The organism is Pseudarthrobacter sp. fls2-241-R2A-168, assembly GCF_030209335.1.
Lineage (GTDB): Bacteria > Actinomycetota > Actinomycetes > Actinomycetales > Micrococcaceae > Arthrobacter.
In genome coordinates, this window is record NZ_JARVSG010000029.1 from 39,743 (window position 1) to 54,604 (window position 14,862).

General features: G+C 60.4%; 10 protein-coding genes. 6 read left to right on the forward strand and 4 right to left on the reverse strand.

Annotated elements, in window-relative coordinates; all coding sequences use genetic code 11:
* Positions 1 to 135: 135 nt before the first annotated feature.
* The 4 genes from fgd to QRN11_RS15555 all read right to left on the reverse strand — a co-directional run bounded on the left by fgd (position 136) and on the right by QRN11_RS15555 (position 6,818).
* Positions 136 to 1,152: a glucose-6-phosphate dehydrogenase (coenzyme-F420) gene (gene fgd / locus QRN11_RS15540; protein ID WP_285313482.1), complete on the reverse strand. Its 1,017-nt coding sequence runs from the start codon at positions 1,150 to 1,152 to the stop codon at positions 136 to 138.
* Positions 1,149 to 2,618 carry a flavin-containing monooxygenase gene (locus QRN11_RS15545; protein WP_285313483.1) on the reverse strand — a complete coding sequence of 490 codons (1,470 nt, stop codon included), beginning with the start codon at positions 2,616 to 2,618 and terminating at the stop codon, positions 1,149 to 1,151. Before QRN11_RS15545 ends, fgd begins: the two co-directional genes overlap by 4 nt.
* Complete coding sequence (gene cofG / locus QRN11_RS15550) at positions 2,618 to 5,020, reverse strand: 7,8-didemethyl-8-hydroxy-5-deazariboflavin synthase CofG (RefSeq protein ID WP_285313484.1); 2,403 nt, start codon at positions 5,018 to 5,020, stop codon at positions 2,618 to 2,620. Before cofG ends, QRN11_RS15545 begins: the two co-directional genes overlap by 1 nt.
* A 1,459-nt stretch (positions 5,021 to 6,479) precedes the next feature.
* A complete protein-coding gene (locus QRN11_RS15555; protein WP_285313486.1) occupies positions 6,480 to 6,818 on the reverse strand; it encodes a YegP family protein in 339 nt (112 codons plus the stop codon).
* Positions 6,819 to 6,897: 79 nt separating this feature from the next.
* On the opposite strand from QRN11_RS15555, the gene QRN11_RS15560 reads away from it, so the two are divergent.
* The 6 genes from QRN11_RS15560 to QRN11_RS15585 form a co-directional block, all read left to right on the forward strand.
* The gene (locus tag QRN11_RS15560; protein ID WP_285313487.1) at positions 6,898 to 7,020 is read left to right on the forward strand and encodes a hypothetical protein; all 123 of its coding nucleotides are present in this window, start codon (positions 6,898 to 6,900) and stop codon (positions 7,018 to 7,020) included.
* A gap of 962 nt (positions 7,021 to 7,982) precedes the next feature.
* Positions 7,983 to 9,254: an ABC transporter substrate-binding protein gene (locus tag QRN11_RS15565; RefSeq protein WP_285313488.1), complete on the forward strand. Its 1,272-nt coding sequence runs from the start codon at positions 7,983 to 7,985 to the stop codon at positions 9,252 to 9,254.
* A 230-nt stretch (positions 9,255 to 9,484) separates the two neighbouring features.
* Positions 9,485 to 12,259 (forward strand): branched-chain amino acid ABC transporter permease/ATP-binding protein, encoded by a 2,775-nt coding sequence (locus QRN11_RS15570; protein WP_285313489.1) that lies wholly within the window; start codon positions 9,485 to 9,487, stop codon positions 12,257 to 12,259.
* Positions 12,256 to 12,978 (forward strand): ABC transporter ATP-binding protein, encoded by a 723-nt coding sequence (locus QRN11_RS15575; RefSeq protein WP_285313490.1) that lies wholly within the window; start codon positions 12,256 to 12,258, stop codon positions 12,976 to 12,978. The genes QRN11_RS15570 and QRN11_RS15575 overlap by 4 nt, the downstream gene beginning before the upstream one ends.
* On the forward strand, positions 12,978 to 13,994 hold the full coding sequence (locus QRN11_RS15580) for an LLM class flavin-dependent oxidoreductase (RefSeq protein WP_285313491.1): 1,017 nt from the start codon (positions 12,978 to 12,980) through the stop codon (positions 13,992 to 13,994). The genes QRN11_RS15575 and QRN11_RS15580 overlap by 1 nt, the downstream gene beginning before the upstream one ends.
* A 549-nt stretch (positions 13,995 to 14,543) precedes the next feature.
* Positions 14,544 to 14,862: aldo/keto reductase (locus tag QRN11_RS15585; protein ID WP_285313492.1), on the forward strand; the 319-nt coding region annotated here is incomplete at its 3' end.

Here is a 14,862-nt window from a genome sequence, read left to right on the forward strand (position 1 = left end):
CTGCCTGACGAAACGAACGCGACGCCATCTTACAGCTGGGTGCATTGCAGCATGGAAGCAAATCGCGCGAGTTTGTACCCGCGAAGCTGCAGCGCGGAGACAGTGGCGCGCCCACGCGTCTCCACGCCGCTGGTCTCAGGCACCGGACAGGCGCTTGCGTAAACGCGGGAGAATCTCGGAGCCATATGTTCTCAGGAACTCCTCTTGATTGTGGCCGGGGTCGTGGAACACGAGGTGGCGGAACCCCAACGTGAGGTACCGTTCGATGGATGCCACGTGTTCATCTGGGTCGTCAGACACGATGAATCGTGAGGCGGCCCGCTCGATCGGGAGGGCCTCGGCGAGTCTCTGCATCTCCAGCGGATCTTCGACGCCCATCTTTTCCTCGGCGCTCAGGGCCAGTGGTGCCCAAAAGCGTGTCTTTTCCAGCGCCGCGGCTCGGTGGCTGTGGAGGGATACTTTGACTTCCATAAGCGTGTCAATGTCGCCCCGGTTGCGGCCGGCTTTGGTGAGACCCTCATCGAGAGCCGGCAGCAGAGTTTCGGTGTACAGTTCTGTCGGCTTTCCGCTGGTGGTAATGAAGCCGTCGGCGATTCGTCCAGCAAGGCGTGTGGCCGCAGGACCAGATGCGCCGATATAGATCGGAACGGGCCGTTCAGGCTTATCGTATATCGTCGCGTTTTTGGTCCTGTAGTACGTTCCATCAAAGGTGACGCGCTCTTCGGTCCAGAGGCGGTTGATCAGGCCGATGGCCTCTTTCAACCGCTGGAAGCGCTCCGGAGGGTCCGGCCAATCCAGGCCGAGGGTCGCCTCATTCAGCGCTTCACCCGTGCCGACGCCAAGGATCACCCTGTCCGGGTAGAGCGATCCCAACGTCGCGAACGCCTGTGCGACCACGCCCGGTGGGTATCGAAACGTGGGGGTCAGTACCGACGTGCCCATGATGATGCGCGAGGTACGTTCGCCCAGGGCGCCGAGCCAGGGCAACGCTGCGGGCGCGTGGCCGCCGTCGTGCATCCAAGGCTGAAGGTGGTCCGAGACGAACACCGAATCGAACCCCACCTCCTCGGCAAGCACGGCGAACTCTAGAAGCTCGCGGGGTTTGAACTGCTCTGCGGACGCCTTGTAGCCAAAGCGGATGGGTACGGTCATGATGTTCCTTTCGACAGCAGGGCCGGTTCTTGGTGGTTTGTCTCGATATTCGCGGCTAAGACCTGCTCCAAGCGGCCACGGTACGCTTCAACAGTGCCGGGCCACAGCAGGGTGAGCCGCCCGCTTCGGCCATCGGTGTACCAGTTACGGCAGCCGCCTGCGATCCACGCCGTGTTTGCACTTCGTGTGACTATCTCGCGGGTATACGCTGTTTCAGCGTCGGCCGAGACCCTAACGGGTCCGGGCTCGGCGGCGATGAGGCGAGCCGTGAAGTCTGTCTGGGCCTCGATCATCAGAATTGAGGAATTGTGGCCCAAGGAGGCGTTAGGCCCGTTCAGCACGAACAGGCTGGGGAAGCCTGCTACGAAGATAGATCCGACGGACGTCATTCCCGTTGACCAGTGCTGATCGAGCGTCAGGCCGTTCTCATTTTCGATAAGCCTGGCGTAGGGCTGCCTTGTCGTCTCGAAGCCCGTGGCCAGGATCAGGACATCGACCTCGCTACGAGTCCCGCTCGCAGCAGTGAGAGTGTTCCCCTCGACAGCGGCCAGCGCCGAAGCTTCTAACTGGATTTCACCAGAGGCGATAGAGGGATAGAAGGCATCTGACAGGAGTACACGTTTGCATCCGAAAGCGTAGTCGGGGGTAAGTACCCGTCGAAGGCCCCGATCATCGACCTGCGAGTACAGATGGCGCAGAGCCAGTTTCCGGGCCGCCGTCGCAGCGACGCGATCTCCGGCGCGGGAAGCGAATCGCGCTTCACCGTCCCGGTAGAGCTCGTCCCTGACCCGGGCGAGCTCCGCCGGATAAGACCGCCAGTGGCTCTGCTCCTCTGGCGTGTAGGGCCGGTCGCCTTTTGGTAAGATCCACGCGGCGCTCCGTTGGAACAGCGTTACTTTCGCACCGAGCTGCGATAACGCCGGCGCGAGTTGTACTGCACTCGCCCCCGATCCGACAACCGCAACTCTTGTGCCGTCGACTTCTACGCTGTGATCCCAGCGGGCCGAATGGAACATAGGCCCGGGGAACGTTCCGAGCCCTGGGACGGTCGGCACGCGCGGTTCAGTCAGCCTCCCGCAGGCCAGGATGAGGTGGTCGGCCACGATTTGACGATCGCCAGCCGCTATGCGCCACGTGCGGCCGTTCCACTGGGCGCCGGTCATTGCAGTGTTAAGAAGGATCCGTCCGGTCAAGTCTTCGTCGCGAACGACCGCTTCGAGGTAACCGTGTATCTCTGATCCGCTGGCGAATGCGGAAGACCATGCTGGATTTGGGTGGCTTTCCAACCCGTACAGGTGCGACGGGACGTCGCAGGCGACCCCTGGGTAGGTGTTATCGCGCCACGTACCGCCGACGGACGCACCGCGCTCAAGAATGATAAACGAGCCTCGTCCGGCCCGGCCCAGCGAAATCGCCGCAGCGATTCCGGCGAACCCTGCACCCACAATTGCCGTTTCGACTCGCATTATGAAGCTTTTCGATCAGCGTCAGGTTCGCGGTAGTCGGTGAGTCGCTGACGGAACGAACGGAACATCTGATGTGCGAGCCGTCGGGCGTCTGCGAGAGGCAACGTCAACCCACTCTCGGCTCCGACGGCGGGAAGCACGCGCCCGTCGAGAAGAGTGCCACCGAGGTCGTCACCCCCGCACCGGAGCATAGCCTTAGCCCCATCAATACCAAGTCGCGTCCAGGCAACCTGAATATGAGGGATCACACCCGAGAGCATCAAACGTGAGACGGCGAACATCGCACGGTGCTCGTCTAGTGGTGCGCGGCTCGGGACAAGCGGATTGCCGTGCCCGGGCAGGGGTATTGGCACGAACTCGGTGAAACCGCCCGTTTGGGACTGAATCCTCATCAGCGCGCGAAGGTGCGCGACGCGTTCTTCCGCGCTTTCGATGTGACCGTAGAACATTACGGAACTCGATCGGAGGCCGAGCCGGTGAGCTGCTGAGATAATTTCAACCCACTCATCCGTGTCCAGGTCCTCTGGCGCCACGAGCCTCCGAACCCGTTCCGAGAGGACTTTCACTCCGGTTCCGGGTACCGTGTCGACTCCGGCCTCGCGTAGGGCTCCGAGTGCGCCAGAGAGCCCCAGTCCCCCTCGTGTGGCGAGGTCGTTGATATCTTGGGGACGGAATGCGTGAAGATGCATTCTCGGCACTGCTGACTTTATGGCGCGTGCGATCTGAACGTACCCCTTAGGGTCCTCATCCGCTGGTAGAAGTCCCTGGACGCACAGCTCTGTTGCTCCCAATTCCCATGCATCCAACGCAATTTGAACAAGCTCGTCCGAGTTGTACGTGCCGGGGTCCCCGCAGGGGACTGTGCGATAGGCGCTCGAGGAGACGTTGCGGTTGACCACTATGCTGACAGCTTCACCAACGGTATATCGCCGCACACTGTCGGCGGTCAGTGCGAGCACGTCGAGATCGTCCCCGGTCGCTTCGAGCAAGGCCACCCACTCGCCATTGTCCAGAGAGCTGGGGTCATCGGCGGCACGAGCAACAAGGGAGCGGATTTGGCTGGAGCTGCTTCGTCCAGCTCGGAGGGGCGTACCATCCGGTTCGCGCGGGCCCGCAGATTCGGCCTGAGATAGGTCGGGCCTCGCCTGCGGCCGGGTCGTCGTTCCATCGATCTGAACGCGAGCGAGGAATGATGCCGGATCAGCCAAGGCCATTGTTGCTGGAACGATGGCGGGATCGAGCCACTTGTCGGCTTTAGCGAGATACCCGGGATGAGCAGTCAAACGCTCTCTAAGAGAAAATCCTAGATCTGCTGTCCGGACCGCAAGATTGTCAAGGTTGGGCCAGGGCCGCTCCGGGTTGACATGGTCAGCCGTGAGCGGTGAAACGCCGCCCCAGTCATCGATACCGGCTCTGACGAGCATGCCCAACTCCTCGACATCTGAGAGATTCGGTGGGACCTGAATCCTCATTGCCGAGCCCATCACGAGACGCGCCACCGCGACGGCGGAGATGTAGTCCCACCACGTAGCATCGGCTGCATTTTGCATCGCAGTCATCGATTTGGCGCGGAAGTTCTGGACAATGACTTCCTGAATGTGCCCGTACTTCGCCTGCAGGTCTCGAAGGGCAACAAGTGACTCCGCCCGGTCTGCCGCCGTCTCGCCAATACCAACGAGAATGCCCGTCGTGAAGGGGATACGGGCAATCCCAGCGTCTTCGATCGTGCGCATACGAACGGCAGGATCTTTGTCCGGAGATCCGTAATGCACGCCCCCCGGCTCCTCGAAGAGTCGCCGTGATGTGGTCTCCAGCATCATTCCCATTGAAGGAGCAACGGGCCGGAGCGTTCGCAACTCGTCCAGACTCATGACGCCGGGATTCAGGTGAGCGAGCATGCCCGTCTCACGGGTAATGAGTGCGGCCATCGCGCCGACATACTCAAGTGTGGACGTGTAACCATTCGCGGTAAGCCACGCACGAGCATCCGGCCAGCGGTCCTCCGGCCGATCGCCAAGGGTAAGGAGCGCCTCCTTACATCCAAGTGCCGCTCCTTGCCGAGCGACTGCGAGCACCTGTTCCGCGCTCATGTAGCTCGGCTTGTTCATCTTCGCCAGCTGGTTCGGAGTCTCGACGAAGACGCAATAGTGACAACGATCCCGGCATAGCGTAGTCAGCGGAATGAATATTTTGCGAGAGTAAGTGATGATCCCCGGGCGCTTGTCTGAAGCTAGACCAGCGTCGCGGCTCGCTGATGCGAGATCCAACAGCTCCTTGAGATCGTCTCCGCGTGCGCCCAGCAGAACCTCGGCTTCATCTACGGTGAGTTCGGCACCGGAGACCACCGAGGAGACAGCGGCGTCAAATGCAGAGAGGGATTTCCTGCGCGGTGTAGCGCTCAACAGACGCCCGCCATGAGTTGCATCTGCACTGATACTTTCTCGTTGCGAACGCCGTTCATACGCTGCGCAGTCATTGCAGGCTGGCCGCCCAGCAGAATCCTGAACTCCATGAATTCTCTCTTTCCGGTGTACTGACAAAGGACGCGTCCGGGCTGATAATCATGGGCCCTTGAGTACCTGATCACTGCATCACACACTTAGTTCGTAGTAATCATATACATATTTATTTGTGCTTTGTAGTGGTTTACGGTTCTCAGGTGGTAGCGCTCCAGATGCGGGGGAACCTGGCGCACTTTTCGGCGGTGCTCGGCGTCCGCCTGGGCCCGGCCGCTGCCGACAAGCCTCTATCCAGCTAACAAGTCGGGGGTCTGCGTCCGAGGCCCTACCACAGGCTGCTCGTGCCGTTGAGCTCGCCAGTCAGGGCCTGTTACTCCGCGAATTCCTTGTCCACGGCATCCTCGTCATCGACGACCGTCACGACGGGCTCGACGCCCTTCGTCGATCAGGTCATCCCGATCCTGCGACGACGAGGCGGCCTGCGCCCGTGATCGGCGGCTAGTAGTCACAGCGGGTGTCGTGCCCGAACGCGATGGAAATCGCTTCCGTTTGATAGCGCATGACTCCTGTGCATCGGAAAAGTCGATCGTGCGGCGCTGATCGAAACGAAAGACGGGAAACTGATATGCCGGCTGCCTGCTCCAGGGCAGTCCTTCGCTTCACAGGCTCCTTCTGAGGTGGGCCCAGAACTAAATGTCATGAAAGCCAGAACCTTCACCTCGTCGAACGTTTGCGCTGCGGCTTCGGCGAGGGAATGGATTTGATCGCGCTGCGCCCGCCTCGCATTTATTCTGGTGGTTATGGCGATGCTGGCGTTGGCATACATGCCGACAGCCTGCAGCCCCCACCCGCTGGCCGACGGCATGAAGATTACTGGCTGGCCCTGCCAGGAAGGCGGGATCTGGGGCGGTCCGGGGCGCCGACCTGGCGTCCCTGCAGTTTGACCGTACGCACGTGGCCGCGGTCCGAGAACCGCTCAGCGGTCTGGTCAAGCTTGCCAGCATTGCGTTCCCAGCTTCTACAGTACTTGGGAGATCTGTACCACTTGGTGAAGGCGTTCGGAACTTGGCATGCATAGTTCGTTGAGGCCGCCGGCTCAAAACTGGTGGTCCTTCAGATCAAGCCCCGGAGTGGGCGCGCCAGCGTGTACGGCTCGTCGAAGGAAGCGGAACCGACCAGACCGCTCCGTTCGGTGAGAGTCTTCTTGGCTGAGCCGCGGGGTCATGCTAGACGTCTTCAACGCACGGTTGCCTGCCATGTGACACGACTTCGGCCTAAGCTAAAAACGCCCGAAAACACGCGGGACCAGTTCCCTCATCTACTTCTACATGGCCCACTCAAACGCAGGTAGTGGACCTTATGTAAAGCGCCGCAAGGGGTCGAAAAGGGCCGTCCCCGGTGCTTAGAAAAGGTCGTGTATTGCCCCGGCCCAGCTCGGACCGGACACGGCCCTGCGGACGGCCCTGGCGGGAGCTGGAAGTCGAGCTTTGGGACTCGCGCGAAATTGGTAGGCCGACGCGGCATCATCGCGGACACTAGGCAATGCGGCATCGGTGGCCGCTGTCCAGTGGTCGCTGATCAGGCCCAGGCCGGCGTACTCGCGCACGGCGGCGATGCCGGCAACAGCGTCAGTCTTAGTGTCAAAGGGCTTGGACACTGCCATGATGATGCCATCCGGCGCTGCGAGACGGAACCTGAAAGCCGATTCCGCGTCGACAATTAGTTCGAACATTCCTGCCATTGCCATCCTTTCGGCATGCTCAGGAGACGTTGTTGTATGGCACCGGCCCGGCGGGGCCTGCCGACAAAAGCAAAAGCCCATGGGGCGCACTGAGCACGTGTCCGGAAAGGCAGCCCTGCCGCGATACTGGCAAAGCTTGGAGCTCCAGCCGGACCAGGACGACTATCTGGTCGTCGAGGACATGGCCGCTGCACTAGACTGAGCGGCATCTCCCACCGGGCGGGTCTTGACCTTCATATGCCACGACTTGACATTCGAACTCGTGATAGCTGGACCTGCGCGCCCTGGTTCAGAACCTTACCCGTCGAGGCGTGCGCGTGGAGTTGCTCAAAAACCAGCCGGTCTTCACTGGCGAGGACTCCCCCCACAGCCAACCTCATACTCACCGTCATGGGCGCCTTCGCCGTAGTTAAACGCGCCCTCATCCGCGACCGCCAGCGCGAAGGCATCACCCTGACCCAACAGCGCGAAGTTTACAAACAACGGAAAAACCTGACGTCGCACGGACGGCAGAGATGGCCCAGCAGCAACCGTGTTCCGAAAGCGTTCAGGCGCGTGACTTCCGGATTAGCAGGCAGACCGTCTACCAATACTTTCCGCATGCCCAATCAGACTGCGTCCCCCTCCCCCAATGTCAGGGTGGAAAAGTGCGGCTGACTGCCGCGACTGGCGCACATAGCGCTGTTCCAGTCACGGTGCAGAACTCTAGGGTCAAGTCACCCTTGTATATCGCCACGATTTGTGTCGAGTTTCGCAAACTCGTCACAGAGGTGGCGACATGTCTGCAGTGTTCGAGTATTGGGATCGCAACATGAATACACGATGAGGGCCTCGAAACCAACCCCGCATAGAAGCAGCAAAAATAGGGACGGTTCCATCTGCAACTGACCGCAGTTGGTTCCCTGAAGGCTCTCTGACTACGCGGGCACGGAAAGCCCATGCCCCAAGTCATAGCGGTTGTCGACATGAAGGAGTTCGGCGCTCTATCGTCGCCAAAGGTTAAAACCGGCGGTTCAGTGGCTTCCGCTCGCGATGCAGCATCCTATTCGAGTCATGAAAACCATGCAAGCCCTTGCGGTGGGATCCATAGTACTCAATACTAACATCCGGACCATAGGAAGAAATATGGTTTATCGGGTTACTCATCAAAGGAGAGAGGCAACCATGACCGTTAGATCACCAAGTTTTCGGGCTGGATTTGGGGGGATCGCAGCCTTAGCGGTGGGGGCGCTACTCGCTTCCTGTACTGCTGCTGGGGGCGGGTCCGGAAACAGCGCCGCCGGCGGGTCGATAAAGCTGTTCGTCAGTTACGCCGGCGATAGCGTGGCCTCAAGCAAGCCGAATGTCGGCAACGCAGCCAAGGCGGCCGTCGACGCGATCAACAAAGATGGCGGCGTGAAAGGTAGCCAACTGGAGCTCGTGCAGTGCAAAAATCTTTTCGACCAGGGGCCCGCGCTGGACTGCGCGCGTAAAGGCACAAGCGATGACATCCTCGCCTGGGTGGGACAGGACGATCTGTTCACCGACCAGACGCTGCCGATACTGGAGCAAGCCAATGTCCCATCGATCGGGCTCGGCACCAGCGGGTCCCCAAGCGACTTCACCAGTCCGATGAGTTTTCCGCTCTCAGCGGGTGTCAGTGGGGCCATTCTTTCAACTCCGCTCATGCTAAAGGAGTTGGGCCACAAAAGTATCACTCCGGTGGAGTGCGAGTATCCGGCGTGCAAGAACAACGGCAAGCTGATGCGCGACTTCGCGCCGCCATACAACATTGATGTAACGTCTCCGGTCGAGATCCTTAACCTCGGCATGCCTGACTACTCGCCACTGGCTCAGCGGGTGAAGGACATGGACGCGGATGCTGTGGAGTTCATATCCAGTGCCGGTCCCGCCCTCGGCCTCATGAAGGCTTTGGCAGATATTGGCCACAAGCCCGCCCTCGCAGCGAACCCCCAGACGATCGGTGAAAATGATGCGGCCGAAAACGGCGAGCTCCTTGAGAACTTTCTAAACCCCTCCGCTTACCCGTCGCCGCGGGAGTATAAGAAGTACCCGATGATGGAGCAGTTCGTGAACGACATGGCAGCGTTCGAGGGCAAGTCTGTCGAGAACTATTTGGATGCCGTCGTTTACGACCGGTCATGGATGAATGATGTGCAAGCTTGGCAGGGTGTGTATGCAGCGGCTGCAGCGATCGAAGCCATCCCGGGCGACGAAGTAACTCGTGAGACCCTTCTCAAGGTCTTGAACGATCCTTCGACGAGTCTGAATCTCATGGAGTTCGTGACCTGGACTCCGGGCGTGGCCGGTCCTGAAGGCTACGAGCGGATGCCGCAGATGAGGACGTATTTCACGACATTCAAGGACGGCAAGGCCGTCGATCTCGACATCCCGCAGAATGTGGATCTCGTCCCAACTATCAAGGGCGAGAAGTGATCGGCCTAGCCTGATTTCAACGCTTCAACTCGTGTGGCCGGGACCTCTGGTCCCGGCCACACAACGGGGTAAGGTTCCCCATCCTTCAAAGAAGAAGAAGAAGAAAGCGAGTCATCGGTCATGCGAGTTGTCACACCGTGCCGAATTAAGTTGATGCCCGAGGCGGTGCGTGGGCGGATGCATGCATACGTTTGCGCCGTTATCCTCCAAACTGGAAGGAGCGTTTCAGGATGAGCGACATCCTCCAATACGCGCTCCTCGGTCTTGGGGCTGCTGCCGGTTACACGCTCCTCGGGTCGGGCGTGATCCTCATCAGCCGGGGCTCTGGGGTGATCAACTTCGCGCAGGGCGCTTTGGCGCTGGTCGCTGCATTGTTCTATCACAGCCTCACCAATGTGATGAGGTTCCCCGTCTACATCGGTATTGCCCTGGCAGTCTTGGTGACTGCCGTGCTGGGCATGGTTGTCTACTTCGTCATCATGCGGCCGCTGGCCGACAGTTCCCCGACGGCGCGGACCATTGCCACACTCGGACTCCTCATTCTGCTCCCGGGGCTTGCAGTCCTGATTTGGGGAATCGGTCCGTTCAGCCTTCAGCCCTTCCTTCCGAGGGGCACTGTTGAGATCTTCGGCGCGGCGATCAGTTGGGATCGTCTCATCTTGATCGCGATTGCCACGTTGGTGGTCGGTGTGCTCTGGGTGGGGGCCCGCTACACGGCCACAGGTCTGGCATTCCGCGCGATCGCCGAAAATTCGCGCGCCACTTCCACTCTTGGGTGGTCGCCGATCAAACTGGGCGCGCTCACCTGGACCCTCGGCTCCGCGCTTGCTGGCCTCGCTGGGGTTCTAATCGCCCCGATCACCACAGTCTCCGCCGACGGCATGCCAATGATGATCATTCCGGTGCTTGCCGCAGTGCTCCTTGCGGGATTCAAGTCGTTCCCATTGCTGTTGCTCGCCTCTGTGGCCACCGGCGTCGGCCAGTCCTTGATCTTCAACTTCGTTCCGATAACAGGTGTGGCGCAGAGCCTCCCGTTCATCCTGATCCTGCTCGTCCTCATCGCACGGGGCCGGGAGCGTCTCAGTCGATCGCTGGTCATCGAGCGGCTGCCCATGGTGGGTTCGGGACGGGTACGGTGGATTCCCTTGACCATCGTCGTGCTGCTGGTCAGTGCCGGGATACTTTTCTGGTTCAACGATCAATTCCAGGCAGCAGCGACTGGCACGTTCGGTTGGTCACTCATCGTTCTGTCAGTCGTCGTTCTCATAGGTTATACCGGTCAGCTCTCGCTAGCGCAGGCTACCCTCGCTGCGATCACCGGAATGATTGCGGCCAAGCTGGTGAGCGAGCAAGCTTTCCCACTCCTGCCCGCAATCATCGTGGCGCTGATCACCACGGTCCTGATCGGCCTGGTTTTCGCGCTGCCGGCGGTTCGCACAAGAGGGATGAATCTTGCCATCGTCACGCTCGGCATTGCGAGTATTACGAGCGATCTCGTCTTCAAAAACGGTTTCTTCACGGGACCCTACGGCAGTATTTTTGTCCCCAAAGTGAGCCTGTTCGGGTTCGACATTTCGCCGATCAGAAATTCGACGGGTTACGCGTTGTTTGCATTCATCATCTTCCTACTCGGGTGCCTCGCGGTCGCGGCGGTGCGTCGGGGGACATCCGGAGGGCGCCTGCTCGCAGTGCGGACCAACGAACGTGCCGCTGCTGCACTCGGGGTTAATGTGGTCGGTGCGAAGTTTTACTCGTTCGGCCTGGCTGCTGCGGTTGCCGGTCTCGGCGGTGTGATACTGGCATTCCAGAACTCCGCTTTCACCCCGGCAGATTTCGATCCTATGCAGTCAATCACTGTCATCGCCTACGCGTTTGTGGGTGGTGTGGGGTTCGTCCTCGGAGCGCCCGCGGGAGGCCAATTGGCACCGGGTTCGTTCGGTGCCTGGCTACTTGACGTGATCTGGCCGGATGCCTCCGGTGTCTGGTTGCAGGTGCTGAGCGGTGTCTTCGTGATCCTGTTCATCCTGCTGCAGCCCGATGGCTTCGCCCGCGATTGGGTGAAGGCAGCGGACGCCATCCGTGAGCGCCCGCGTCGGAGGAGTCCATCCGCAAGCGCGGTTAAGAGCGGAACCCTCGAGTCTGAACTTGGCGCCGCGGCCGACCCCTCGGAAGTGGGGGAGGTGAAAGTCGCGCCGAAGCGCCTCGAAGTCCAGGATCTCACGGTGAAGTTCGGTGCCGTGGTTGCCGTCAGCGGGGTGTCGTTTTCGGTCGAACCCGGTGAGGTGGTTGCGCTGATCGGACCGAACGGGGCTGGCAAGTCCACATGTATCGATGCGATCACTGGGTTTGTCCCGAGCGCCGGGAGAGTCAAGCTCGACGGCGTCGACATCTCGAAGGACTGGACGCACGCGCGAGCGCGCAAGGGTATTGGTCGTTCGTTTCAGTCCCTGGAGCTGTTCGAGAGCCTGACTGTGCAGGACAACCTGCTCATCGCGGCGGATGACGGAAAGTCGCGCCGGTACTTCGGAGACCTCGTATCGATGAAGCGACCGGAACTCGGACCGCTCGCCAAGGCAGTCATCCAAGAGTTCGGGCTCGCGGACGTACTCGACAAACGCGTCAATGATCTGGCCTACGGCCAGCGGCGCCTGGTTGCCGTCGCTCGTGCAATGGCGTCCGAACCATCGGTTCTGCTGCTTGATGAACCGGCAGCGGGTCTCGGGGAGCAAGAGAAAAAGGAGTTCGAAGGGGTCGTCCGCCAGATCGCGAGGTGGGGTATCGCCGTGCTGCTGGTCGAACACGACATGGGTCTGGTGATGGGGGTCAGCGATCGCGTGGTCGTGATGGATACTGGTAAGCGATTGGCGGTCGGTACACCTGCCGAAGTCCAGGCGAGTCCGGAAGTCATTGCCGCGTACTTGGGCGGAAATGACAAGAATGAGTCCGCATCGGCTGATGCGTTCACGCAGGAGACGGTTGTGCTTGGGAAAGGGCAGTCGCAATGACCGCAGTGCTGGAAACCAAGGATCTGTCCTCGGGCTATCACGGGCATCCGTTCGTTAGGGATCTGAACATCACTGTCGAAGCCGGAGAAGTCGTCGCGTTGCTTGGGCCGAATGGGGCAGGTAAGACGACGACGCTGTTGGCGGTCTCTGGCGAGCTTCGGGCGCTGAGTGGTGAAGTGCACTTCTTGGGCAACAAGCGGGTCGACCCGCTGCACAAGCGGGCGGCCGACGGTCTCGCGTTCGTGACGGAAGAGCGTTCGGTGTTCATGCAGATGACCACCGCTGAGAACTTCAGGGTGGGTCGTGTCGATGCGGACGAATGCCTTGCGATTTTCCCCGAACTACGGAAGCTGATGAATCGGCCTGCGGGTCTTCTGTCCGGCGGTGAGCAGCAGATGGTGACCCTTGCACGCGCGATCACCCGCAAGCCGAAGCTGCTCCTCATCGATGAGCTGTCGCTCGGACTCGCGCCGCTTGTGGTGAAGCGATTGCTTCAGGTCGTACGCAGCGCTGCAAAGGACAACGGCATCGGTGTTCTCCTCGTGGAGCAGAAGGTCGAGTCGGCGCTGGCCGTCGCCGACCGTGTGTATGTGCTGCGCGACGGCAAGGTGGCTCTGCAGGGGCCCTCTGACGAAGTCAAGACGCGGGTGCGAGAGCTGGAGGAGTCGTACCTTTCGGCACGACCGGCCCGGCATCCTAGAATTGAAAGGGACTTGTAATGGCGAAAATTTGGCTTCGATGTGATCTTCGGAGTGCCGACTTTGGAATACCGGCGACGCGGGTTGCGAAGTTGCATCTCGAGCAGGCTGCCTGGGCCGACAAGCTGGGCTTCGAGACAGTGCAATTCACTGAACATCATGGCAGTTCGGATGGGTGTAATCCTTCTCCGTTCGTGCTCGGGGGGGCGATCGCGGCCCGAACCGAGCGGATAAGGCTCAACCTGTTCGCGCTGCTACTTCCTTTGCATGACGCGGTACGAGTTGCCGAAGATGCAGCTGTGCTCGACATCATCGCTAACGGCCGGCTTGATCTGACGATCGGGGTCGGATACGTGCCTTCAGAGTTTGACATGTTCGGTGTTTCGCTGAAAGACCGAGCAAGGCGCGTGGAGGCTGGCATCGAGGTCCTGCGGCGTGCCTTTGCCGGTGAGGATTTCGAATATGAAGGGCGGCCGGTCTCGATTCGCCCGGTCCCGCCAAACGGGGGCCCTCGCATCTTCGTCGGTGGCAACGTTCCAGCGTCCGCGCGGCGGGCGGCGCGCTTAGGCGACGGTTTCGCACCTGCCGTGCTCGATCAGGAGCTCGTTGCCATCTATGAAAACACCTGTCGTGAGCTTGGCAAGGAACCAATCGTCGTTGACGCCGTGAGTGCGCATCAGTTCCTCTTCGTCGCGGAGGATCCCGAGGCTGCGTGGCATAAGATCGCGCCGTTCGCGTTCCATGAGACCAACATGTATGCCAAGAACGCGGCAACGACAGACGTGGCGACGCCTTATCAGGTGGCGGAAGACGTGGACGCACTGAAAGCGACGGGCCTCTACCAGGTCCTCACTCCCGGTGAATGCATCGAGTACGGCAAGTCCCTTCACGATCGGGGCACCGCAATGATCATCAACCCCACTTTGTGCGGGCTGGACGAAGATTTTTCTTGGTCCAGTCTGCAGCTCTTCGCAGACAAGGTGCTGCCCCAACTCCCCAGCGACGAAAGTGTGAGCCTTGAAGGGTCGCTGCTGTAAAGGCAACGTGCCCCCGAAGAAAGGATGTTGGCACTGACTATCAAGACCTGAGGTATATGACTCCCGTCACCCGCGTGATGCGTTTCCAATCTCGTTCCCATAAGCATCCGTGATGTTGTCGCGCGTAGTGATGGCTCCAGTGCGGCAACCAGGGCGTCCACCAGACTCGTCACCTCGTCCGGCCGGCCTGCGGCGTTCAGGGAGGATGCTGCGACGTGCGCTCCGGCCGCCAGGCTCGGGAGTAACATCCAGCATGCCGTCACAAACTGAAAAGGCGCGCGGTGATCTAGGAGGGTCCTGAGAATTTGGCATGCGTCGAGGCCGCGCAATCTGGTCTACGTGGGAATCAGAAACATCGAGACCACCCGCGGCGGCGAGCTCGGCACCGGCACCCAAGGCTGGCACCAGGCACTAAACGCGTTCGCTGTTAAATTCCCAAACCCACTTCCGATGTGTCCTCCCAGCAGACCGGATAACCGACCGGCCCCTTACACAGACAACTTGACGCCCCCTCGAACTGGACAGACCCCACTACAAGAAGGACTCCACGTGACGACTATCGGACATTCGGATCTCAGGATCTTCCCGCTCGCCTTGGGCGGAAACACCTTCGGCTGGACCTCTGACCAACAAACTTCCCACAGCGTTCTGGACGCCTTCACCGGACAGGGCGGCAACTTCGTCGACACAGCAGACAGCTACTCTGCCTGGGCGGAGGGCAACACTGGAGGGGAATCCGAGACCATCATCGGAAACTGGATGACACGGCGCTCCAACAGGTCCCAGATCATCATCGGAACGAAAGTCAGCCAGCACCCTGATTTTCCGGGCCTGTCCCGAAGCAACGTCACGGCAGCCGCGGAAGCAT